General features: G+C 29.5%; 25 protein-coding genes. 17 read left to right on the top strand and 8 right to left on the bottom strand.

The genetic code is table 11. The features are described 5' to 3' along the window. The first annotated feature begins 10 nt into the window (after window positions 1-10). From DW911_RS01375 to DW911_RS01345, 7 genes are all read left to right on the top strand, one after another. Window positions 11-460 (top strand): GNAT family N-acetyltransferase, encoded by a 450-nt coding sequence (locus DW911_RS01375; RefSeq protein ID WP_118432110.1) that lies wholly within the window; start codon window positions 11-13, stop codon window positions 458-460. After that, entirely contained in the window at window positions 453-1,247 is a 795-nt protein-coding gene (locus DW911_RS01370) for an SDR family NAD(P)-dependent oxidoreductase (RefSeq protein WP_118432108.1), read from the top strand. Before DW911_RS01375 ends, DW911_RS01370 begins: the two co-directional genes overlap by 8 nt. A 104-nt stretch (window positions 1,248-1,351) precedes the next feature. Next, the gene (locus tag DW911_RS01365) at window positions 1,352-2,593 is read left to right on the top strand and encodes a pyridoxal phosphate-dependent aminotransferase (protein WP_118432106.1); all 1,242 of its coding nucleotides are present in this window, start codon (window positions 1,352-1,354) and stop codon (window positions 2,591-2,593) included. 57 nt (window positions 2,594-2,650) lie between these two features. After that, entirely contained in the window at window positions 2,651-3,949 is a 1,299-nt protein-coding gene (locus DW911_RS01360) for an ATP-binding protein (RefSeq protein ID WP_118432105.1), read from the top strand. A gap of 2 nt (window positions 3,950-3,951) precedes the next feature. Continuing rightward, window positions 3,952-4,461, top strand: coding sequence for a nitroreductase family protein (locus tag DW911_RS01355; protein ID WP_118432103.1), 510 nt, complete (start codon window positions 3,952-3,954; stop codon window positions 4,459-4,461). A 59-nt stretch (window positions 4,462-4,520) separates the two neighbouring features. Beyond that, window positions 4,521-5,225, top strand: a complete 705-nt coding sequence (locus DW911_RS01350; RefSeq protein WP_118432101.1) for a hypothetical protein — start codon at window positions 4,521-4,523, stop codon at window positions 5,223-5,225. After that, window positions 5,212-5,463 carry a kinase to dihydroxyacetone kinase gene (locus DW911_RS01345; protein WP_118432099.1) on the top strand — a complete coding sequence of 84 codons (252 nt, stop codon included), beginning with the start codon at window positions 5,212-5,214 and terminating at the stop codon, window positions 5,461-5,463. The genes DW911_RS01350 and DW911_RS01345 overlap by 14 nt, the downstream gene beginning before the upstream one ends. 45 nt (window positions 5,464-5,508) lie before the next feature. Here DW911_RS01345 and DW911_RS01340 read toward each other — a convergent pair whose 3' ends face one another. Genes DW911_RS01340 through DW911_RS01330 form a run of 3 tightly spaced genes read right to left on the bottom strand, consistent with a single transcriptional unit; the run spans window position 5,509 to window position 7,332 of the window. Continuing rightward, window positions 5,509-6,108: a J domain-containing protein gene (locus tag DW911_RS01340; RefSeq protein ID WP_118432097.1), complete on the bottom strand. Its 600-nt coding sequence runs from the start codon at window positions 6,106-6,108 to the stop codon at window positions 5,509-5,511. Next, window positions 6,095-6,937, bottom strand: a complete 843-nt coding sequence (locus tag DW911_RS01335) for a DUF5685 family protein (RefSeq protein ID WP_118432095.1) — start codon at window positions 6,935-6,937, stop codon at window positions 6,095-6,097. The genes DW911_RS01340 and DW911_RS01335 overlap by 14 nt, the downstream gene beginning before the upstream one ends. Window positions 6,938-6,939: 2 nt before the next feature. Further along, entirely contained in the window at window positions 6,940-7,332 is a 393-nt protein-coding gene (locus DW911_RS01330) for a hypothetical protein (RefSeq protein WP_118432093.1), read from the bottom strand. Between the two features lie 194 nt (window positions 7,333-7,526). Here DW911_RS01330 and DW911_RS01325 point away from each other — a divergent pair, with 194 nt between their 5' ends. The 7 genes from DW911_RS01325 (at window position 7,527) to pepD (ending at window position 15,074) form a co-directional block, all read left to right on the top strand. Next, window positions 7,527-8,231 carry a prealbumin-like fold domain-containing protein gene (locus DW911_RS01325; RefSeq protein ID WP_118432091.1) on the top strand — a complete coding sequence of 235 codons (705 nt, stop codon included), beginning with the start codon at window positions 7,527-7,529 and terminating at the stop codon, window positions 8,229-8,231. A gap of 43 nt (window positions 8,232-8,274) precedes the next feature. Next, window positions 8,275-10,026 carry an ABC-F family ATP-binding cassette domain-containing protein gene (locus tag DW911_RS01320; protein ID WP_118432090.1) on the top strand — a complete coding sequence of 584 codons (1,752 nt, stop codon included), beginning with the start codon at window positions 8,275-8,277 and terminating at the stop codon, window positions 10,024-10,026. A 73-nt stretch (window positions 10,027-10,099) separates the two neighbouring features. Then, window positions 10,100-10,993 (top strand): DUF7916 family protein, encoded by an 894-nt coding sequence (locus DW911_RS01315; RefSeq protein WP_118432088.1) that lies wholly within the window; start codon window positions 10,100-10,102, stop codon window positions 10,991-10,993. Between the two features lie 65 nt (window positions 10,994-11,058). Continuing rightward, window positions 11,059-11,928: a diacylglycerol/lipid kinase family protein gene (locus tag DW911_RS01310; protein ID WP_118432086.1), complete on the top strand. Its 870-nt coding sequence runs from the start codon at window positions 11,059-11,061 to the stop codon at window positions 11,926-11,928. Window positions 11,929-11,968: 40 nt separating this feature from the next. Next, window positions 11,969-13,348: a UDP-N-acetylmuramoyl-L-alanyl-D-glutamate--2,6-diaminopimelate ligase gene (locus DW911_RS01305; RefSeq protein ID WP_118432084.1), complete on the top strand. Its 1,380-nt coding sequence runs from the start codon at window positions 11,969-11,971 to the stop codon at window positions 13,346-13,348. Then, on the top strand, window positions 13,345-13,629 hold the full coding sequence (locus DW911_RS01300; RefSeq protein ID WP_118432082.1) for a hypothetical protein: 285 nt from the start codon (window positions 13,345-13,347) through the stop codon (window positions 13,627-13,629). The genes DW911_RS01305 and DW911_RS01300 overlap by 4 nt, the downstream gene beginning before the upstream one ends. 11 nt (window positions 13,630-13,640) lie before the next feature. Continuing rightward, window positions 13,641-15,074 carry a beta-Ala-His dipeptidase gene (gene pepD / locus DW911_RS01295; protein ID WP_118432080.1) on the top strand — a complete coding sequence of 478 codons (1,434 nt, stop codon included), beginning with the start codon at window positions 13,641-13,643 and terminating at the stop codon, window positions 15,072-15,074. Between the two features lie 34 nt (window positions 15,075-15,108). Here the strand turns inward: pepD and DW911_RS01290 are convergent, their stop codons facing one another. The 5 genes from DW911_RS01290 to DW911_RS01270 form a co-directional block, all read right to left on the bottom strand. After that, entirely contained in the window at window positions 15,109-17,463 is a 2,355-nt protein-coding gene (locus DW911_RS01290) for a homocysteine S-methyltransferase family protein (RefSeq protein ID WP_118607370.1), read from the bottom strand. After that, a complete protein-coding gene (locus tag DW911_RS01285) occupies window positions 17,445-18,086 on the bottom strand; it encodes a vitamin B12 dependent-methionine synthase activation domain-containing protein (protein ID WP_118432076.1) in 642 nt (213 codons plus the stop codon). Before DW911_RS01285 ends, DW911_RS01290 begins: the two co-directional genes overlap by 19 nt. Continuing rightward, on the bottom strand, window positions 18,067-18,957 hold the full coding sequence (metF, locus tag DW911_RS01280) for a methylenetetrahydrofolate reductase [NAD(P)H] (RefSeq protein WP_118432074.1): 891 nt from the start codon (window positions 18,955-18,957) through the stop codon (window positions 18,067-18,069). Before metF ends, DW911_RS01285 begins: the two co-directional genes overlap by 20 nt. Before the next feature lie 85 nt (window positions 18,958-19,042). After that, complete coding sequence (locus DW911_RS01275) at window positions 19,043-19,948, bottom strand: LysR family transcriptional regulator (protein WP_118432072.1); 906 nt, start codon at window positions 19,946-19,948, stop codon at window positions 19,043-19,045. After that, window positions 19,945-20,490, bottom strand: a complete 546-nt coding sequence (locus DW911_RS01270) for a DUF1836 domain-containing protein (protein WP_118432070.1) — start codon at window positions 20,488-20,490, stop codon at window positions 19,945-19,947. Before DW911_RS01270 ends, DW911_RS01275 begins: the two co-directional genes overlap by 4 nt. A 129-nt stretch (window positions 20,491-20,619) precedes the next feature. On the opposite strand from DW911_RS01270, the gene lspA reads away from it, so the two are divergent. The 3 genes from lspA to DW911_RS01255 are packed head-to-tail and all read left to right on the top strand — an operon-like array spanning window position 20,620 to window position 22,470. Next, a complete protein-coding gene (gene lspA, locus DW911_RS01265; protein WP_233541827.1) occupies window positions 20,620-21,108 on the top strand; it encodes a signal peptidase II in 489 nt (162 codons plus the stop codon). Then, window positions 21,095-22,003 carry an RluA family pseudouridine synthase gene (locus DW911_RS01260; RefSeq protein WP_118432066.1) on the top strand — a complete coding sequence of 303 codons (909 nt, stop codon included), beginning with the start codon at window positions 21,095-21,097 and terminating at the stop codon, window positions 22,001-22,003. Before lspA ends, DW911_RS01260 begins: the two co-directional genes overlap by 14 nt. After that, the gene (locus DW911_RS01255; RefSeq protein ID WP_118432064.1) at window positions 22,003-22,470 is read left to right on the top strand and encodes a deoxycytidylate deaminase; all 468 of its coding nucleotides are present in this window, start codon (window positions 22,003-22,005) and stop codon (window positions 22,468-22,470) included. The genes DW911_RS01260 and DW911_RS01255 overlap by 1 nt, the downstream gene beginning before the upstream one ends. Window positions 22,471-22,480 lie beyond the last annotated feature (10 nt).

Below are 22,480 nucleotides of genomic sequence, written 5' to 3'. Positions count from 1 at the left end.
AGGTTTATTTATGATTACACAATTAACAAAAGAATATAAAGAAGAATATTTAGAATTAGTTAATGAATTTTATCACAGTGAGGCTGTTTTACACCCTGTGCCTTTTCAATATATGGAAGCAACTTATCAAGAAGCAGTCAACAATTCACCTTATGTAGGATGTTATTTATATTTAGTTGATCAAATGCCAGTGGGATATATGCTTTTAAGTTATTCTTTTTCTGCCGAAGCAGGAGGCAAGGTTGTATGGTTAGAAGAACTATATATTAAAAAACAATATCGAGGACAGGGAATAGGTCATCAATTTTTAAAATATTTAAATGATGAGGTAGTAAAAGATAAGGCACGTGTACGTTTAGAAGTAGAACCAGATAATGAACGTGCTTTAAAATTATATAAGAGCCAAGAATTTGAAATATTACCCTATATTCAAATGATTAAGGACTACCAAGATGAGTAAAAGAATTATTGTTGTGACTGGTGCCAGCAGTGGAATGGGAAAAGAATTTGTTTACCAAATTATCAAAAAAGAATCAGTTGATGAGATATGGTTAATAGCGAGAAGAAAAGAGCGATTAGATCAACTTGCACGTGTAATTTCTATAAAGAGCAAAGTATTAAGTTTAGATTTATCATCTAAAGAAGATTTGAATACTTATAAAGTCATGTTGGAAAAAGAAAATGTAGAAATTGTTATTTTAGCTAATTGTGCAGGTTATGGTAAAATTGATCATTATGAAAATATCAATCACGAAACAACAATGAATATGATGAATTTAAATATGAAAGCAATAGTGACGATGATTGATTATTCATTACCCTATATGGTAAAAGGATCCAAGATAATGAATCTTGCATCGTGTAGTGGTTATTTACCGATTCCTTATTTAAATGTTTATGCTGCCAGCAAAGCTTTTGTTTTAAATTATTCAAGGGCACTTAATCGAGAATTAAAATATCGTGGTATTCATGTTTTAGCGGTATGTCCTTATTGGGTCCACACTGAGTTTTTTAAACGTGCCAAAGACCAGCAAAGTCATGATGTTTTTCGTTTTTATGGAAAAATATATCAAGCTCAACCAGTTATTAATAAAGCTATCAAAGATTTATATCGTCAGCGAGATGTTTCATTGTATGGCATTATTAATAAATTACAAATCTTTCTTGTTAAGATTTTACCTATGAACCTTGTAATGAATGTATGGTTAAAAATACAAAATTTACATGGAGAGAAGAATATTAAATAAGATTTTATACAATTATACAATTATTTCTAAAAAGAAATTGACAAATAAAGATATAACGCTTACCATATTTGAGAAGATATTATTTAAAATAAGGGGTATATAAAATGAAAGAATTTATTAAGTCCAGTATTGATCAAACACCAATTGAAGATAATGTATTTAAGATTGTTTCTTTAGCTAATGAAGATATAGCTAAAATAGGAAAAGAAAATGTGATTAATGGAACAATCGGTGCCTTATATGATGAACAAGGTCAATTGGTTGCTCTTGATTCAGTATTTGATACATATAATCATATTGAAAACAATCAAAAGGCTAAATATGCAGCAAGTTTTAGAGGAAATGATAACTTTAGACAACAAGTATTAAAATGGGTAAGTCAGGGAAGTGAATTAAATTTAGCCTCTTCTGTTATTGCAACACCAGGGGGAAGCGGTGCTGTCAGTTCAACGATTATTAATACTTTAGATGCTCATGAAACATTAATTTTGCCTTCTATTGCTTGGGGTTCATATAAATTAATGGCTGGTATTGAAAATATTAATGTAACAACTTATGAAATGTTTGATGGTGATCATTTCAATTTAAATAACTTTAAAGAAGTATGTCAAAAAGTGATGGATCAACAAGGAAAAGTTGTTGTCGTGATTAATGATCCTTGTCATAATCCTACTGGTTATTCAATGTCTCATGATGAATGGCAAGAAGTGATTGCTATTGCAAATGAGTTATCAAGTAAAGGACCATTTGTTATTTTAAATGATATTGCTTACATAGATTATTCATATCAATTAGAAAAATCACGTACATATATGAATTATTTTAATGATATTAGTGATAATGTTATGGTTGTTGTTGCTTTTTCATGTTCTAAGACTTTAACATCATACGGACTTAGATGTGGTGCGGCAGTTGTTCTTGCTAAGCAAAAAGAAAGTGTTCGCCAAATGGAAATCGTGTTAGAAAAACATGCTCGTGCTAATTGGTCTAATATTCCTAATGCAGCTATGGAAAACTTTGTGCGTGTCACAACACAACATCTAGATTCTTTCTTAAAAGAAAAAAATAAATATGTTCAGTTGCTTAAAGAAAGAAGTTCAATTTTTACTCAAGAAGCTGATGCTTGTGGATTACAATATTATCCATATAAAGAAGGATTCTTTGTTACTTTAAAGATTGAAGATAATCAACTTTTAAGTCAGTTCCATGAAACTTTAATGGATCATCACATTTATACTGTTAAAGTGAATAAAGGAATTCGTGTTGGTATTTGTTCTTTATCTGTTGCTAATTGTAAAGGGTTAGCAAAGAAGATGAAAGATATTCTTGATCAATGCCAAAATTAATAAAATAAAAGGGGACGGTTCCCCTTTTTTATCATAAGTGAAAAGGAGAAAATAAGAATGTATCGAATTATTTCAAAACTCATTATGTATGGACACATGGATGAAGATAGTATTTTAATGCAATTAGCTAAACTCATCGATGATAATACTTTACCTGAAGATCAATTAATTGCGGCTATTTATAGTCAAATTAAACATTTATTAGAACTTGCAACACAGTATGGTTTTAATGGTAACTTATGGCATAATTATTTAACATTTATTTTAATTACAAATGAAAATCCATTTAGTATTACTTGTGAAAAGCAAGGGGCTAAAGATGGAAGTGTTAATCATTTTGCAAAAAATGATTTTAAAGTATTTAAACAACTATTTGATTATGATTTTAGTGAAGTAGAAGAACGCCTAGGAATCGATTGTTTTTCTGTTATTTGTGATTATAAAGCCTTACAAAAACCTGAATTAATGTATAATAAAAATGTTTCTGAAAAAGTTCAAAATTTATCATTAAAATTAGAAAAGGCAAAAGATGAAAATGAATTCTTTGATATTGTTACGACTTTCTATAATGATTATGGTGTAGGTATGTTTGGCTTAAATAAAGCCTTTAGAATTGCTTCTAGCCAAGAAAACAAAGTAACATTAAAACCTATTAATAATATGGATGAGGTTGTTTTAGATGATTTAGTAGGTTATGAAATTCAAAAGAAGAAATTATTAGACAATACAATTGCTTTTGTTGAAGGCAGAAAAGCGAATAATGCTTTATTATATGGTGATAGTGGTACTGGTAAATCTACAAGTATTAAAGCTATTGTAAATGAATTTTATGATCGTGGGCTACGTATGATTGAAATTTATAAACATCAGTTTAAAGATTTATCTAATATTATTGCTCAAATTAAAAATCGTAATTATCGTTTTATTATTTATATGGATGATTTATCTTTTGAAGAATTTGAAATTGAATATAAATTTTTAAAAGCTGTTATTGAAGGTGGGGTAGAAACAAAGCCTGAAAATATCTTAATTTATGCAACAAGTAATCGTCGTCATTTGATTAAAGAAAACTGGTCTGATCGTAATGATGTTGTTCAACAAAATGGTATGCATCAATCTGATACAATGGAAGAAAAATTATCTTTAGTTAATCGTTTTGGTGTTAAAATTAATTATTCTAAACCTAATCGTAAAGAATTCAATACCATTGTTTTAGAATTAGCTCATAAAGCAAATATTAAAATGTCTGATGAACAATTACTTGCTGAAGCAAATAAATGGGAATTATCTCATGGTGGGGTTTCTGGTAGAACAGCTCAACAATTTATTAATTACATTCTAGGAATGGAGGCATAGTGATGGAAGCAATTGAAGCTTTACAACAACGAAGAAGTAATCGTTTATTTTTAGATAAACAAATATCTCAAGATGAATTAAATAAGATTTTACAATGTGGTCTAAATGCTCCTAGTGGAAAGAATAAACAAGATACAAAGTTAGTTGTTATTCAAGATCAAAAAACATTAAAAGAACTATCAAAGTTGAATGCATTCATTATGAAAACAGAGAGTGATCCTTTTTATCATGCACCTACACTCATTATTGTTTTTGCTCCACAAGATTCAGTTAATCGTATTAAAGATGGCTCAGCAGTTCTTACTAATTTACAAAATGGAGCTTATGCATTAAATATAGGTTCATGTTGGATTAACCGTGCTAAAGAAATGTTTGAACTTCCTGAAGGGAAAAAATATTTAGATAAGTGGCATTTGACAGGATATGAAGGTGTTGGTTGTTGTGTTTTAGGGTATAACCAAAAAGAACCTCAACAAATAAAGAGAAAAGAAAATAGAATTATTTTTGATTAGAAGAGGAAACTCTTCTTTTTTTTATCTTTTTTGATATAATACCTAAAAAGGAGTTAGTTATGGATAGAAGTAGATTATATAGAATAAAAAAGTTCTTATTTGTTTTTATTAGTATTTTAATGATTGCAACATTAATCCGTGTTTTCTTTATTAAAGATGCTAAACGTTTATCAACAAGTATTTTTCAACTAGTTCAATACTGTTGCTTTATGATTATATTGATATCACCACGATTAATTAAAAAGAGATTAAATATTTCTGTACCTATTGAAATACATGGGACAATCGCTATTTTTGCTTTTTCAGCATTAGTTTTAGGAGATGCTTTTAATTTTTATCATACTTTCCCTTGGTGGGATTCTTTATTGCATTTCTTTTCAGGAATTATTTTATCTTTTATCGCATTATGGATTATTAAAGTTATCATGAATGAAAAAAGTAAATATATTTATATGAATCGTTACTTTACAGCGTTATTTGTTGTTACTTTTTCATTAGCTTTAGGTGCATTTTGGGAAATTTGTGAGTTTACATGTGATGGTATTTTTCATACCAATAGTCAACAATATATGGAAACAACACGAGGAACGCTTATAGGAAAAAAAGATGTTCCTTTAGTTGGTCATGAAGCATTAAGAGATACAATTAAAGATTTATCTTTAGATTTAGCTGGATCACTTATTGTAGCAATTTATGGTATTGTAAGATATGATCATATTGCAAAAATAGAGAAAGAAATGGGGGAAGATGATGATAGAGTTTAGATATGATACTCAATTATTAATTGAAGGAAAAAATTTAAATGAAGATGAAATTAATGAGTATTTTATTCAGCACTTTAAAGGAGATTGTTTATTAGCGGTTGGTGATGATGAATTAATTAAAATTCATTTTCATACTAATGAACCATGGAAAGTCCTTGAATATTGTTCAACCTTAGGTGAAATTTATGATATTGTGGTTGAAGATATGGACCGCCAATCTCGTGGTTTAAAGGGATAATAAAATGCATTTCTAAACAATTTAGAAATGCATTTTTTATTTGTACTAACAGTAAAAACCACGACAACAACAGCTCATTAAACAATTCAACATCAATACTTGATAACAACAATCCATAGATGTATCAGGTCGACCATAACTTTGACTCGTTGTACGATATTGAGCTGTATTTCCTTGTAATTGTTGTAATAACATTATATATTGAAAGTTCATCGGTTCCATATTGACTGCTGTCCTAGCATACTCACGGGCACGGATATTATTACCAACACCATTTTCAGCTAAGGCACTATAATAAAACCACATTGCATTACGGGTACGAATTTGTCCTAATACTTGTAAGGCTTCGGGGAAACGACGAGCATTAATAAAACCGGCAGCTTCATTAAATGCTTCTTGATCATTTCCAGTATATTGATAACTATAGCTAGTATAGCCACCTTGGTATTGATTACCTTTTTTGCGACTATCCATGATTGTCTTATAAGCATTTTGTACTTCCTTGAATTTTTCAGTATAAGCAGCTTGATTAGGATTGTTAATATTGGCGTCAGGATGATATTTTTTTGATAAACGGCGATAGGCCTTTTTTACTTCATCATCACTGGCGTCAGGAGTGATACCTAATACATCATAAGGATTCATTTTTCTTCTCCATTCTTTTACTTTTGATGAGTGCATATTTTGTCCAAACACCACTGTAGATAATATTTTTAAGAATCTCGCTATTTTCGATAATAGGAAGTTTTTCAAAATAGAAACTACATTCACTCATCATCATCTCTAAAATATTGACATATTTTTCTTCAAAATCAGTGTTTTGATATTTATTTTTTAAAGGATTATAATGATTCTTTTTAATATCTTCTTCAATATCATCATAGGCATCAAGCAAATAAATAAATTTACCTAAATAAAATCCTAATTGATACAAATCATCCTTAAACGAATCATTATCATAAATCATGATATGCCCCATAATTATACCAAAATGACGAGATATTTCATCAAGATCTTGACAATTATTTTGTTCAAGATGATGAATTTGCTCAAGTTCTTTTTTTATAAGAGTACATTTTTCAGGATATTTCTTTTTGATTTTTTTCATATTTGCCTTTAGTAGTTGATGATAAATATTTTGATGAATACTATGATCATCTATCATATCATCCTCACACTTATAGTATGTTAAAATCATATTCATATCACTGGCATAATGACCATATTTGTTTTTTAAAACAATATGTTTTTTTGTAGGGTGAAGTGGACAACGATAACTTTCTATTTGACTTTGAGGTTCGTATAAAGAAGATAATAGCAAATAAACAAAAGTTAAATCATTACTTAAAGAAAGCTGTGCTTTTCTACCATAATCTTTTTTTAATATTTGGCATAAGCCACAATAATATTGTTGGTAGATTTGGTCTTCTTTGATTTTAAGTTCTGGACGATTTGTTGTAACATATCCAAACATGATTAAGTTCTCTTTTCAAAACGTTCATGACATTGAGGACAAGTAACAATAATTTTTCCTTTTCCTTTTGGTAGTCTTACCATTTGTTTACAATGAGGACAACGAAAATATTTATGTTGACGGTCATGTAAACGTTTATTTTGTAAATTGAAAAATTGAGTAATGGGTTTAATCAATTGAGTATACTTTGTGTTTTCATTGTATCGTTTATAGATTTGTTTGGAAAACATACGGTAAATGACAATAAACCATAAGATATAGCCTAATATTAAGATAGCAGGTTGATTAATAAACATATTTAAAATAAATAACACAATAACAAATACAAGTAAATGGTTATTTAATTTATCAATTCCATAACGACCTTGCATAAAACGAATTAATTTTTCTTTCATATTCATACTCCTTATTTTTCTAGCATTATAAAAAGAAACTGTTAACCTAAAATGAACTATTTTATTATGACATGATTATTTTGATTAATCAAAATAAATTCATATTACTAATGCTTAAAATAAAAAGGATTTCCTGCATTATTTGACATTCTTTATTTCTTCTTTTTATTAAAATAATTTAGGAGGAGAATGTCATGAAAAGAAGATTATTTATAATGGGAATGATGTTGTTATTGCTTTTTACACTACCTGTTTTTAAAATAAAAGCTAAAACAACGAGTCAATCAAATATCAATTATAAAATTAATGTAACCTATATAGATCAAGAAAGTCAAAAACAATTAGCTCATTCTATTATAAAACAAAATGCCAATACTCATTATAATTTGAACAGGTCATTTAAAGGCTATCAACAAGTTAAGATAAAAGGAGATGAAATAAAAGGACTTTTAAATCAAAATAAATACATTGAAGTATATTATACTCCCTATCGAAGTTGTTTAACGGTCAAACTTAAAAAAGAAAATAATCAAGCTTTAAAAGGTACGGTTATGGTTTTATATAAAAAAGAAAATGGTAAAGAACAAATCATAGAAATGTCTCATCAAGAATCACAGTATAGCTTTACTTCATTGAAAGATGGTAAGTATTTGCTATACCAAAATAAAGTTCCAAAAGGTTATATCAAACTTAACAAACCAATTGAAATCAGGATTAAGAAAGGAAAAATTTATCATCAAAATAAATCAATTCATCAACTCATTATAAAAAATAAACAGATAAAAAAGTCGCAAAAGAATCCTCATCAACAATTCTATTTGTATATTATTGTTTTACTTATACTGATAAGAGTGATGTTTATTTTAAAGACCTATTATAAAAACAAACAGGGTAAGTAGTCGTAGTCAATGATTTGTGTTAAAATCATCGTGAGGTGGAAGTATGCTAGTAAGTATTGAACATGCATTTAAAAAATATGGTGAAAAGATGATTGTCGATGATGCTCATTTTTATTTAGATCAAAAAGATAAAGTTGCTTTAATTGGTGTAAATGGTACAGGTAAATCTACATTGTTGAAGATGATTGCAGGTCAAGAAGCATTTCAAGGGCAAGTAATGTATCAAAAAGATATTAAAATCAACTATTTATCACAAAATCCAGTATATCAAAATGGTGATACGATTTTAGAAACAGTAAAGAAACAAATTGATACCAAAGATTTAAACTTATATGAAATTAAAACGATGTTACATCGTTTTGGAATGGAAGATGAAAATAGACTGGTTGATCATTTATCGGGAGGACAATTAAAAAGAGTGGCTTTAGCGATTGCTCTAATGAAGCCATGTGACTTACTTATTCTTGATGAACCAACCAATCACTTGGATAATTCGATGATTGAATATTTAGAAAAATATTTAATAAAATGGAAAAAAGGATTATTGATGGTGACGCATGATCGTTATTTTTTAGAGAGAGTATGTCATCGTATTGTTGAATTAAGCCAAGGACATCTATATAACTATGAAGCAAATTATTCTCAATATTTAGAATTAAAACAAATAAGAATAGAAAATGATTTGAATGCTCAAAGAAAAAGAAAGAATTTTTTAAAGAAAGAATTAGAATGGGTACGAGCAGGAGTACAAGCACGTACTACTAAAAGTAAGGATCGTTTACAACGATTTGAACAGTTAAGTCAAATAGCAGATGTTGCTGTAGAACAAAAAGTACAACTCATGGATGTATCAAGAAGATTAGGAAAGAAAACGATTATTTTACATGATATATCACATTCTTTTGGTGAACGCTTATTATTCCAACCCTTTTCTTATACTTTTAAAAGATATGATCGGATAGGTATACTAGGAGATAATGGAACAGGAAAATCAACTTTACTTAACATTATTACGCAACAAATAAAACCGACATCAGGAAGTGTTGAAATAGGAGAAACTGTGCATTTTGGATATTTTAAACAAGGCTACGAAGATTTACCATTAAATAAAAAAGTCATTGATTATATTCAAGAAGTTGCGAGTTATCAACAATTTGGTAAGGAAACATTGTCTGCTAAAAATATGTGTGAACGTTTCTTGTTTGATGCAAAGATGCAACATACCTTGATTTCACGTTTATCAGGTGGTGAAAGAAGAAGACTTTATTTACTAAGGGTTTTAATGACAATGCCTAATGTTTTGGTACTTGATGAACCAACTAATGATTTAGATATTGATACTTTGACAATTTTAGAAGATTATTTAGATTCTTTTGCAGGAATGATTATCGTTGTAAGTCATGATCGTTATTTTTTAGATCGTATATGTGATGGTTTATTTATTTTGCAAAATCAAACTTTAAGATATCAAAATGGGGGATATAGTAGTTTAATCTATAGTCAAACCCAAAAGGAAAAGAAGGAATCTAATGGAGCTCATGATTATCGTAAAGCAAAACAAAGTCGTTACCGTATGCCTTATTTAGAGAAGAAAGAACTAGAAACAATTGAAGGAACAATTCAAGATTTAGAAAATCAAGTTTCATCATTAGAGGAACAACTTAATAGTTTAGAAGATTATCAAGAGATAGCTAAGATATGTGATCAAAGAGATCGCTTAAACGAAGAACTTGAACAAAAAAATGAACGTTTTTTAGAACTATTAGAGCTAAAAGAAAAAGAAGAACAAAGCTAATGAATGCGCTTTAAATATCATTGACTTTTATGTATATACAAGCTATGATATGAAAAGTGAAGGAGAATAGAGTATGAAAAGATTATTAAACTGTACAAGTAGTGAAATGTTAAAAATGGATGGTCAACAATTAAAGCAAGCCATTCTTGCAAGTGAAGGTAGAACTGTTATGACTGAAACAGTTGTGGCTATTGAACCTTTATTAGGTGATTTAACAAATGCTGAATTAGCTGTATCATTTGGTAGTGATATGGTTTTATTAAACTGTTTTGATTGTCAAAATCCTAAAATCGCTGGAATTGAAGATTGTGAAAACCCTGTTAAAGAATTACAAAGATTAGTGGGAAGACCAGTAGGATGTAATTTAGAACCAGTAGATTTAGATGCTGATATGATGGAAGAACGTCATACTATTGCCTCAGGAAGACAAGCAACTAAGGAAACATATATTAAAGCTCAAGAATTAGGGTTTAATTTTATTTGTTTAACTGGGAATCCTGGTGTAGGTGTCTCAAATCATTCAATCTGTGAAGCTATTAAGGAAGCTAAAAAGTATTTTAAAGGATTAATTATTGCCGGTAAAATGCATGCTGCTGGTATTGATGAACCAATCGTAGATATGGATAGTATTAAAGAATTTATTGAAGCTGGAGCAGATGTTATCTTAATGCCAGCAGTGAATACTGTTCCTGGTTTATCTGAACAAGAAGTAACAGAAGCATGCCGTTATATTAAAGCTCATGGTGCATTATCTTTAAGTGCTATTGGAACAAGCCAAGAAGGTGCTGATGAAGCTACAATTAGAGAAATTGCGTTATTAAATAAACGTTGTGGTGTTGATATTCAACATATTGGTGATGCTGGATTCTGTGGAATTGCTTTACCAGAAAATATCATGGCTTTATCTATTGCTATTAGAGGAAAACGTCATACATATCATAAAATTGCTTCATCTATTAATAGATAATTCAAAGTCGACTTGGGTCGACTTTTTTTAATTTTGGTTTAAAATAAAGATGAGGAGAAAATCATATGAAACATGTATTTATATTAAAATCAGGAACCGATCAACAATTTTTAAATCAGATTATTGCTTGTATGCAAGGATATCAATACGAATTTCGTTTTACTCAAAATTTGGATGAAGCAAGAGAAATCGCTTTAGAATACCAAAAACAAAAGTGTCGGCTTTATGCTGTAGGGGGTGATGGCTTTGTTCATAAAGTAGCAAATGGTATGGCTTATAGTCAAAATGAACTCGTAGTCATTCCACAAGGAACAGGTAATGATTTTGCTAGATCACTTTATCAAAGTAGAGATCCAATTCAGATTTTAAAGAAAAGTCTAACATTAAAAGCGCAACCTTTTCATTTAATTAAGTGTAATGATGTTTATTGTATTAATATATGTTGTTGTGGGCTCGACGCACAAATAGCGAATCAAGTTCATTTAAAAAAATATCCCATCATACCGCGATCATGGCAGTATATGATGCAAATATTAAAACAAATCATCACATTACCAAGTTATTCTTTAAATATCACTTATGATGATTTACAAATATATCGTGGGAATGTAACAATTGGTGCGTTTTGTAACAGTCAGTATTTTGGTGGTGGTTTCTACATTGGCTATCATACAGGCTGTAATCAAGATTTAATTGATATAGAAGTCGTTGATGCTATCTCTAAAAAGGAATTACCATTTTATGCATATCATTTATTAAGAAGAACTTTACATAAGACAAAGAAATATCATCACTATCAGTACTCTCATATTGCTTTAGATATTCAACAAAACGTTAATATTGATGGTGAAATATTTGGTAGGGGACATTATGATTTAAAGATGTGTCCTCATGCACTTTATGTTGTCAGTGAAAAACATATCAATCAACATTGATTTGTATTATAATAGGATTGATTAAAAAGGAGTTATAATAATGGAAATAAAACTAAAAACGGACTCAAGAAAAGTCAAACCAGGAGATACATTTATTGCGATTCGTAATGTTGAACGTGACGGTCATGATTATATAGAGAGTGCTATTAAAAATGGAGCAAGTAAAATTATTTGTGAAGAAGGAAATTATGACGTTGAAACAGTGATTGTTCCTGATACAAGAGCTTATTTAAAAGATTATTTGTATCAAAATTATTATCCTGAATTTAAAGATATGAATTTAATCGGGGTAACCGGTACAAATGGGAAAACAACTATTTGTTATATGATTTATCAAATGTTAGAAATGTTAAATCATCCAGCTAGTTACATGGGAACAATTGGGTTTTATTATCATCATCATTATCTTAATATGGTGAATACGACGCCTGATGTTGATGTTTTATATGATTATTTTTTAAAGGCTAAAGAAGCAGGATGTAAGACAATGGTCATGGAAGTGAGCAGTCATGCTTTAGCTAAAGACCGTATACATGGTTTGGAATTTGATGAAGTCGCTTTTACTAATTTAACACAAGATCATTTAGATTATCATAAAACGATGGAAAATTATGCAAAAGCAAAACAACTATTATTTAAAAAAACTAGAAATAATAAAATAGCCATTATTAATGGTGATGATCCACATGCACATTATTTTATGTTGGATCATAATTGTAATGAAATCATTAGTGATCATCAAGGTGATTTGGTTATTGATGAAATTAAATTTACTCATTTAGGAACTTATTTTTCTTTTGATTATCAAGGAAATCATTATCAAACCAAAATTCAAATGGTAGGTAGATATAATGTTTACAATTACTTAACGGCGTTGTTGCTAATTCATCATTTGGGTTATCGTATTGAAGATATTTTAGCGTTGAATGATCGTTTAAAAGCACCTAGTGGACGTATGGAACTCATTGAATATCATCAAAATGGTATTTTTGTAGATTTTGCACATACACCAGATGCTGTTAAAAATGTCTTAGAAAGTGCAAAAGAATTTAAAAAAGGAAGAATTATGACTGTGATGGGATGCGGTGGTGATCGTGATCCTTTAAAACGTCCGATTATGGGAGAAATAGCAAGTGAAGGCAGTGATTTTGTGGTGATTACAAGTGATAATCCACGTAGTGAAGATCCTAATAAAATCATTGATGATATTGTTAAGGGATTAAAACATGAAAATTATATGATTGAACCAGATCGTAAAAAGGCAATTGTAAAGGCAATGGATATGTTAGAAAAAGATGACATTTTACTCGTACTTGGCAAAGGACATGAAAATTACCAAATTACCAGTACCGGTAAACATCATTACAGTGATCAAGAAGAAATCCAAAAATATATTGATCAACATGAAGGAAATGCATGAGAATTATTCAATTATCTATAGATGATATCCATTATCATTACTGTCCTTATCGACAAGGTACTTATGATTCAGTCAAAAGAATAGGTTTGTCTTTTCCTATCAAAGTTATTTACAAAGATAATCAATATTACTGTCAAGATGGACATAAACGATTATCCATTATTCATGATTTAATTGAAAATGAGGAAGGATATCTTCATTTAAAAAACGTTCCTGTTATAGCTTTAAATGATGGAAGTACACGCTCTAATGATTGTTGGCGAGGCAAAAATACACATTAAGGAGGATTAAAATGGGTTTATTTCAGTTAGAAAATAGAATTGATTATTATTTTCAAGAAATTTCAAATATTCCAAGAGGTTCAGATAATGAAAGAGGTATTCGAGATTATATTGAACGTTTTGTGGTAAGTCATGGTTTATCTGGTGCTTTTGATGAAGAAAATAATAATTTCATTGTATATAAAGAGGCAAGTAAAGGTTACGAAAATCATGAACCAGTAATGTTGCAAGGACATTTAGATATGGTTTGTGAAAAAAACAATGACAGTCAGCATGACTTTTTAAAAGATCCTATTGAACTTATCGAAGAAGATGGATTTTTGCATGCGAATAAAACAACTTTAGGAGCTGATGATGGGGTAGCTATTTGTTATATGTTAGCTATTTTAGAAGATCAAACACTCAAGCATCCACCATTAGAATGTGTCTTTACTGCTCAAGAAGAAGTTGGCTTAAAAGGAGCAATGGCGCTTAATAAAAGTCATATTCATGCTAAAAGAATGATTGGACTTGATAGTGGGGATGAAAAAGTGGTGACAATCAGTTGTTCTGGTGGTAGAAGAATGATGGTTGAAAAAGAATTACATTATATAAAAAATAATCTTCCTTGTTATCAAATTACAATTGGTGGATTAAAAGGTGGTCACTCAGGAGATTTGATTCATTTAGAAAGAGGTAATGCTAATAAATTAATGAGTCGTCTTTATTATCAGTTCTTGTTAAATGATATTGACTTTGCATTAGGAAGCTTACAAGGTGGATTAAAGGATAATGCGATTCCTCGAGAATGTGTAAGTGTTTTTGCAAGTCATAGTGATGAACAAAAAATAAAGGATATAGTAGAAAAAGTTGAACAAGAAATAAAGGCTGAACTTCAAGAAAGTGATGCAGGGTTATCTATTCAATTTAATCAAACTACGGCACTTGATCAAACTCTTTCACTTCAAGAAAGTCAAGATATTATTAAAATGATGTATTTATTACCAAATGGTTTTCAACATAAATCATTAGATATGGATTTAACAAATGTTTCTTTAAATATGGGTGTTGTTAATATGGAACAAGATTTATATATTTTATATTCAATTCGTTCACCATTTGAATCAGCAAAAGATGAATTATCTCATCAAATTGCCCTTTTAGCAGAATTATTTAAAGGAAAAACATATATCGAAAATAATTATCCAGGATGGAATTATGATCCACATTCAACACTTAGAAAACAATATATTGATTTTGTTAGAGAGAGTGAAGGTATTGAGTTGATAGAAGAAGGAACACATGGCGGTTTAGAAACAGGAATTTTTAAAGGGGCTATTCCTGATTTGGATATTGTTACAATGGGTCCTAATATGTATGATATTCATACGCCTGATGAAAGATTAGATCTTGCATCTTATCATCATTGTTATCAACGGTTGATTCATTTTTTAGAAAGACTATAAAAAAACAAAAGAGAATTTTCTCTTTTGTTTTTATTTAATCAAAAAGTTTATTCATAAGTTCTACAGTATCCATAGCATCTTTGACATAATAATCAGCATTGATTTCTTTTGCGTAATCTGGTGTTAATACAGCACCACCAACAAAAATAGGACAATCAATATGATTTTCTTTTAATAAAGTAATGGTATCTTTCATAGAAATAACGGTTGTTGTCATTAAAGCACTTAAACCTATAGCTTGAGGATGATGTTGCTTGTAGGCTTCTAATACGGTTTCTTTAGGTACATCTTTTCCTAAATCAATGACATCGTATCCGTAGCTTTCTAAAACGACTTTAACTATATTTTTTCCAATGTCATGAATATCTCCATGAACAGTAGCAATAATGATTTTTGCTTTTTTATTTTGGTCTTGTGTTTGGAAACCTTGTTGAATGATTTCAAAAGCAATTTTGCTTGTTTCTGCTGCTTGAATTAATTGTGGTAAAAAGATTTTATTTTGTTCATAATCTTTACCTACTTGGTCTAATGCAGGAATAAGGATCTCATTAATGATAGAAAGACCGTCTTGGTTTTCAAGCATTTGTTTTGTTGCTTTAGTAGCTTCATCTTTTAGACCGTGTAATACAATGTCGAATAAAGACATTGTTTTTTGTTCAGTTTTTACTGTTGTTTCTTGATTGGCTTGGTGGTCAATATAAACTGTAGCATCATGATCATAATTATAAAGAACATTGAAAGCATCAATAGTACTCATGAGTTCTTTATCTAATGGATTAATAATAGGTAAATCTAAACCAGCTGACATCGCCATGGCTAAAAATGTTTTATTAAGTAAAGGTCTATTAGGTAAACCAAAAGAAACATTACTTACTCCTAAAACGGTATGGACACCAAGTTGTTTAACCATACTGACAGCTTTAACTGTTTCCATGACTTCTTTTTGTTGAGCAGAAGCTGTCAATACAAGACAGTCAATGATAACATCTTTTTTATCAATACCATATGTAGCGGCTTTTTTGATAATCTTTTTAGCAATTTCATAACGCTCTTCAGCTTTTAAAGGAATACCATTTTCATCAAGGGTTAAACCAATTACAACACCACCGTATTTTTTAACGATTGGGAAAATCTCTTCCATAATTTCATCTTTACCATTAACAGAATTAATCAATGGTTTTCCATTATAATAACGACAAGCTTGTTCAATGGCACTGGCATGAGAACTATCGATTTGTAAAGGAACATTTAAAACTTCTTGTAATAATTTAATAACATGCTTCATTGTCTTTGTTTCATCAATACCAGGTAAACCAACATTGACATCTAAAACATGGGCTCCTGCTTGTTCTTGTTTAATACCTTCTACAACTAATTCATCATAACGTTGTTCTTTTAAGGCAGCTTTTAATTTTTTCTTCCCGGTTGGATTTAAACGTTCTCCACAGACAACAACATGATGACCAAATTCAACTGTTTGACTACCACTGGATACTCTTGTTGCTTTTTGGACAGTTCTTTTTTTAACAGGTTGATGACAATGAATACTTAATTTTTCAATAAATTCTGGGGTAGTACCGCAACACCCGCCAATAATCGCAACACCATGATCAAGGTGAGGAAGACAAGCTTCACTAAATTCATCACTTGACATGTGATAACATGTTTTACCATCAACAAGAACTGGTAAACCAGCATTAGGTTGAACCATGACAGGTAAATGAGTATATTTTAATATTTGATCTAAAATAGGAGTAATTTCTTTAGGACCTAAAGAGCAATTGATACCGAGGGCATCAACATTTAACCCTTCTAAAATATTGACCATGGTTAAAGGATCACATCCAGATAGGGTACGTTGATTAGCTTCAAAGGTCATTGTAACGAAAATAGGTAAGGATGAGTTTTCTTGGATGGCTAAAATAGAAGCTTTAACTTCATAGATATCAGTCATTGTTTCTAATAAAACAACATCAACATCGTCCTTAATGAGGTCAATCATATCTTTTATACTTTGATAAACTTGGTCGAAAGTCAAAGTTCCCATAGGTTCCATTAATTGTCCTACGGGTCCAATATCAAAAGCAATATACGCATCAGGATTAACACGATCACGTGCGATCTTAGCGTTTTCTACAGCTTTTAAAATCACTTCTTGGTAATTGTATTTTGATTGTTCAAGTTTTAAAGGATTAGCTCCAAAAGTATTAGTTGTAATAAAATCGGCACCCGCTTTTAAATATCGTGAATGGATATCGATAAGTAAATCCGGATGATCAATATTATAATATTCAGGAACTTCGCCACCTTTTAATCCAGCATTTTGTAATTGAGTTCCCATGGATCCATCAAATAGGAGTATTTCTTTATTTAGTTTGTCTTGTAACATCTTTGACCTCGCTTTCTAAATTGACAATGTTCAATTTGTTTACAATGATGACAACTTTTTTTAGTTTTATCTTGTCCTAAACCAATGATGCCAATCATTGATTTTTGAGGAAGAAGTAAATCATTATTTTGAATCGTTAATCCAATATGCTTAGAACAATCTAATAATTGCGCAAGTTCTCGATTTAAAGAAAGAGGAACACGACCATAGCCTGGACAAAAACGGAAAGTTCTTTTCTCTTTAATGATTGTTTTTTCATATTCATCACAACATGCTTCAAGATAACTGCTGCCAATGGCATCCATAATTGTAGCTTTAGTCATATTAATTAAATATAATTTTTTCATTGTTCTTTCAAATGCTACACCAAGAGTGCATCCAATAACAATAACTTCATGACAATCTTGAAATAATGTTATTAAATCATCATACTCTAAGGAAATATGGTGAAGTCTTAGAGGATGATGATTGAGTGGATAGCGTTGATAGACAACTTTAAAATGGGCAATTTGATTGATTTCATCTAAACATTCATTAATGAGTTTTTCGGTTTGTATATCGATAGATTGCCCTTGATATCCTAAATATTTAAGGGCTTGTTCTTTAATCTTTGAAATATTCACGACGGATAGCTTTTGTTCTTTTTAAAATTTCTTCAGCAATTTCAGGTTTATTCATTGTATAAATATGAATACCATCAACACCTTGACTCATTAAATCAATAATTTGATATGTTGCATAATGTAATCCAACTTCTTTACAGGCTTCTGGATCATCTAAAAAACGTTCCATCATGCTTGCAAGCGAATAAGGAATTGAACAATCTGATATTTTAGATAATCTTTTTAATTGTTTAGAACTTGTAGCTGGCATGATTCCAGCAATAATAGGAACATTAATGCCTATTTGGCGAGCACGTTTAATTAAACGATAATAATATTGATTATCGAAAAATAACTGAGTGACAAGATATTTAGCTCCAGCATCTACTTTCTTTTTTAAGTTTTGAAGATCTTGTTCAAAGCTTTCTGCTTCAAAGTGAGTTTCTGGATAGCAAGCTCCTGATAAACAGAATTGATCAGGAAATTGTTCACTAATAAATTCATTTAAATCACTTGCGTATTTAAAATCTCCTTGTAAATCTCTTTGATCATAGTCTTGAGGATAATCCCCACGTAAGGCTAAAATATTTTCAATATTATTATCCTTTAATTCATTTAAAATATCGATTAAATCTTCTTTGGATGTATCAATACAGCTTAAATGAGCAACGGCTTCAATATGATATTGATTTTTAATAATAGATGCAATTTTAGCAGTATTCTTACTTGTAGAACCACCAGCCCCATAAGTAACTGAAATAAAATCAGGATTTAATTTAGCTAATTGACTAATTGTAAGAAAAATGGACGAAAGATCATCACCATGATTTTTAGGTGGAAATATTTCGAACGATAATGTTGGTCTTTTATTTAATAAGTTATTTATTTTCATGTTTCTCTACCTCTTTTTCTACATTATATAGAATTATGAAATATGCGTAAATAATAAAAAAATTATAATTTGCTATAGATTAAAACTATAACAAATTATAAATATAATGATTCATTTTATCAATATAAATTTGTCCTATTTTTGATAATGCAACATTTTTTTGTTTAATATAACCAATTTCAATCATATCATCTAATTGTAAAGGAATAGCAATAATATCAGGATTTAATTCTTTAGAAATAATGCCTGTAGAAATGATATAACCATTTAATCCTAATAAAAGATTAAAAAGGGTAGCACGATCATTGACTTGAATTGATTTTTTATGGGTATAGGTACTGCCAATCTCTTCAGAAAAATAAAATGAATTTTGATTTCCTTGATTGAACGATAAATAAGGATAATCATTGAGTTGTTCTAAAGATAAGATAGAAGCAGAAGCTAAAGGATGATGTTTACCTATAAAAACATGGGGTTGAGCTTTAAATAAAGAATGAAAGGTCAATTGGTTTTCTCTAAATAACTTTGTAAGTACTTTTCTATTAAAGTCATTTAAATATAGAATACCTAATTCACTCTTCATACTCTTTACATCTTCGATAATTTCTGCAGTTCTTGTCTCTTGAATAGTAAAATCATATTCATTATAGCCATATTCTTGAATTAATTCGATAAATGCACTAATCGCAAAAGAATAATGCTGGCAAGATATAGAAAATTTAATTTTTCTTTCTGTTTGATCTAAATAACGTTCTTCTAATAAATGTGTTTGTTCAATAATTTGCTTGGCATAACCTAAAAATTCCTGTCCTTCATTTGATAAAGAAATACCTTTATTGGTACGATTGAAAAGAGTAATACCAAATTCTTGTTCTAATTCTTTGATAGCACTAGATAAACTAGGCTGTGAGACATAAAGTTTTTTAGCTGCTTCATTCATTGAACCGCTATTAGCAACTTCAATTAGATATTTTAATTGTTGTAATGTCATTTAGATTCCTCTAAGTGATCAAGAATAAGTTGAATGATACGTGTAATTTGGTCATTTAATGAAGCAAGTGATAATACTAAAATTAATAAATCTTCTTGATTGTTTAAAGGTAGTTGATAATCTTTTAAATATTGATGGATGAATTGAGGTAATTCATCTTGTTGTTTATCTTGTATTTGATAAAATTGATTATAAATATTTTCTAAAGAAATATTTTCTTGGTAGTAAGGGGTTAATAATTGTTTGATTTCTTGAATAGTAAGAGAGTTTTTTAATTGATAAATCATTAACATTGAAATGATTTGTTCTTTTGAATATTTTTTTCCTTTAATAGGCGTAATAACTTTAGCTTTACTATAATTATTAACCATTGTTTTTGTTAGTAATTTATCGTCTTCATATCTTTTATTATTTTCTAATTTTTGATCAAAAAGGGTAATAATTTGATCGATGTATAAATCTAAATCAGGAATATCATCTGATGAAAGATGACTTTGACTTGCTACTTGATGAATAATCGTTTCCAATTCTGTTTGTGTCATATGTATACCTCCAAGTCAAATTCTATAACAAAGTTACAATAAGTTCAAGATACGGTATTGGAAACTACTTCATTAAATTGAATATTGGTTTTTTTAAGGGGTTATTGTATAATGACGATGGGTGATAAAATGAAAAATATAAGTACAAAAAATAAAATATTTTATCTTATTACGATTTTAGTCATTGTAATAGGAGATCAGTTAACAAAGTTTATTGTTGATTCATCAATGAAACTAGGTCAATCACAAGAGATTATTTCTCACTTTTTTTATTATACTTATTCTCATAATAAAGGAGCAGCATGGGGGATGCTAACAGGAAGAATAGGATTGTTTGTTATTGTTTCCATTGTGGCGGTTGTAGTGATGGCTGTTTATTTTAATAAAACAACACCAAAAAATGTGTTAACACGTTATGGTTTAGTTCTCACATTTAGTGGTCTTATTGGTAATTTGATTGATCGTTTATGGTTAGGATATGTACGTGACTTTTTAGATTTTATTATTTTAGGTTATGATTTTCCTGTCTTTAATATTGCTGATATGGCGGTTGTGATTGGAGTAGGACTTATTATTGTAGAAATATTATTAGAGGAGTATATACATGGAGAAAGTTAATTTACAGGCAACAAAAGACGATATTCGTTTAGATAAAGAATTAGATCAACATTTTCCTGATTTATCAAGAACGTTGATACAAGATTATATAAAAAAAGGACTGGTAACAGTTAATGGAAAAAAAGAAAAAGCAAGTTTTAAATTAAAAGAAAATGATTTAATTGAAGTAACCATTCCTGAAAATGAAAATATGGATATTGAACCAGAAAATATCCCTTTAGATATTGTTTATGAAGATCATGATGTCATTGTAGTAAATAAACCTTCAGGTATGATTGTTCATCCTAGTCAAGGTATCGTTAGTGGAACGCTTGTTAATGCATTGTTATATCATTGTCATGATTTGTCGGGTATTAATGGAGTAAATAGACCAGGAATTGTACATCGTATTGATAAGGAAACAAGTGGTTTATTAATGGTAGCTAAAAATGATGTAGCTCACCGTTCTTTAACTGAACAATTAAAAGAACATAGTGTAACACGTCGTTATATTACTTTAGTTCATGGCAATATTCCTCATGAATTTGGTAAAATTAATGCGCCTATTGGTCGTGATCGTACTAATCGCCAAAATATGGCCGTAACGAAAGAAAATAGTAAAGAAGCAATTACTAATTTTAAAGTGTTAGAAAGATATGATGATATGACATTGATTGAATGTCGTCTTGAAACAGGACGTACGCATCAAATTAGGGTACATATGGCTTATATTGGTTATCCGGTTTATGGTGATCCTAAGTATGGTTATAAAAGAGATGACCAAAGTCATGGTCAATATTTACATGCAAAAGTTTTAGGTTTTATTCATCCAACAACTGGTGAATATTTAGAATTTGATAGTGAATTACCAGATTATTTTCAAGATAAAATAAAAGAGTTGAAAGGAGAAAAATAATGGCAAGTAAAATTATTTCTTGGACTCAATACTTTATGGGAGTAGCTAAGTTATCAGCTTATCGTTCTAAAGATCCTAATACTCAAGTAGGTGCTTGCATTGTGAGTCCTCAAAATAAAATTGTTGGTGTGGGTTACAATGGACTTCCTTGGGGTTGTGAAGATGATGAATTTCCTTGGCAAGTAAGAGAAGGAGAATTATATGATACAAAATATCCTTATGTTGTTCATGCAGAATTAAATGCTATTTTAAATAGTACTGCACCATTAAAGGGATGCCGTATTTATGTTTCATTATTTCCTTGTCATGAATGTGTCAAAGCTATCATTCAAAGTGGTATTGCTGAAATTATTTATGAAGATGAAAAATATAACGGAACACCTAGTGATCGTGCTGCTAAACGGATGCTAGATGCAGCGGGTGTTAAATATACAAAAGTAGAACCTTTTGAATTAGAAGTTAAATAAAAAAGAAGCG

The sequence above is a fragment of the Erysipelatoclostridium sp. AM42-17 genome (assembly GCF_003480255.1).
Classification (GTDB): domain Bacteria; phylum Bacillota_I; class Bacilli_A; order Erysipelotrichales; family Coprobacillaceae; genus Faecalibacillus.
Note: the sequence above shows the minus strand (reverse complement) of the source record. Positions and strands in the feature narration are given on the sequence as shown.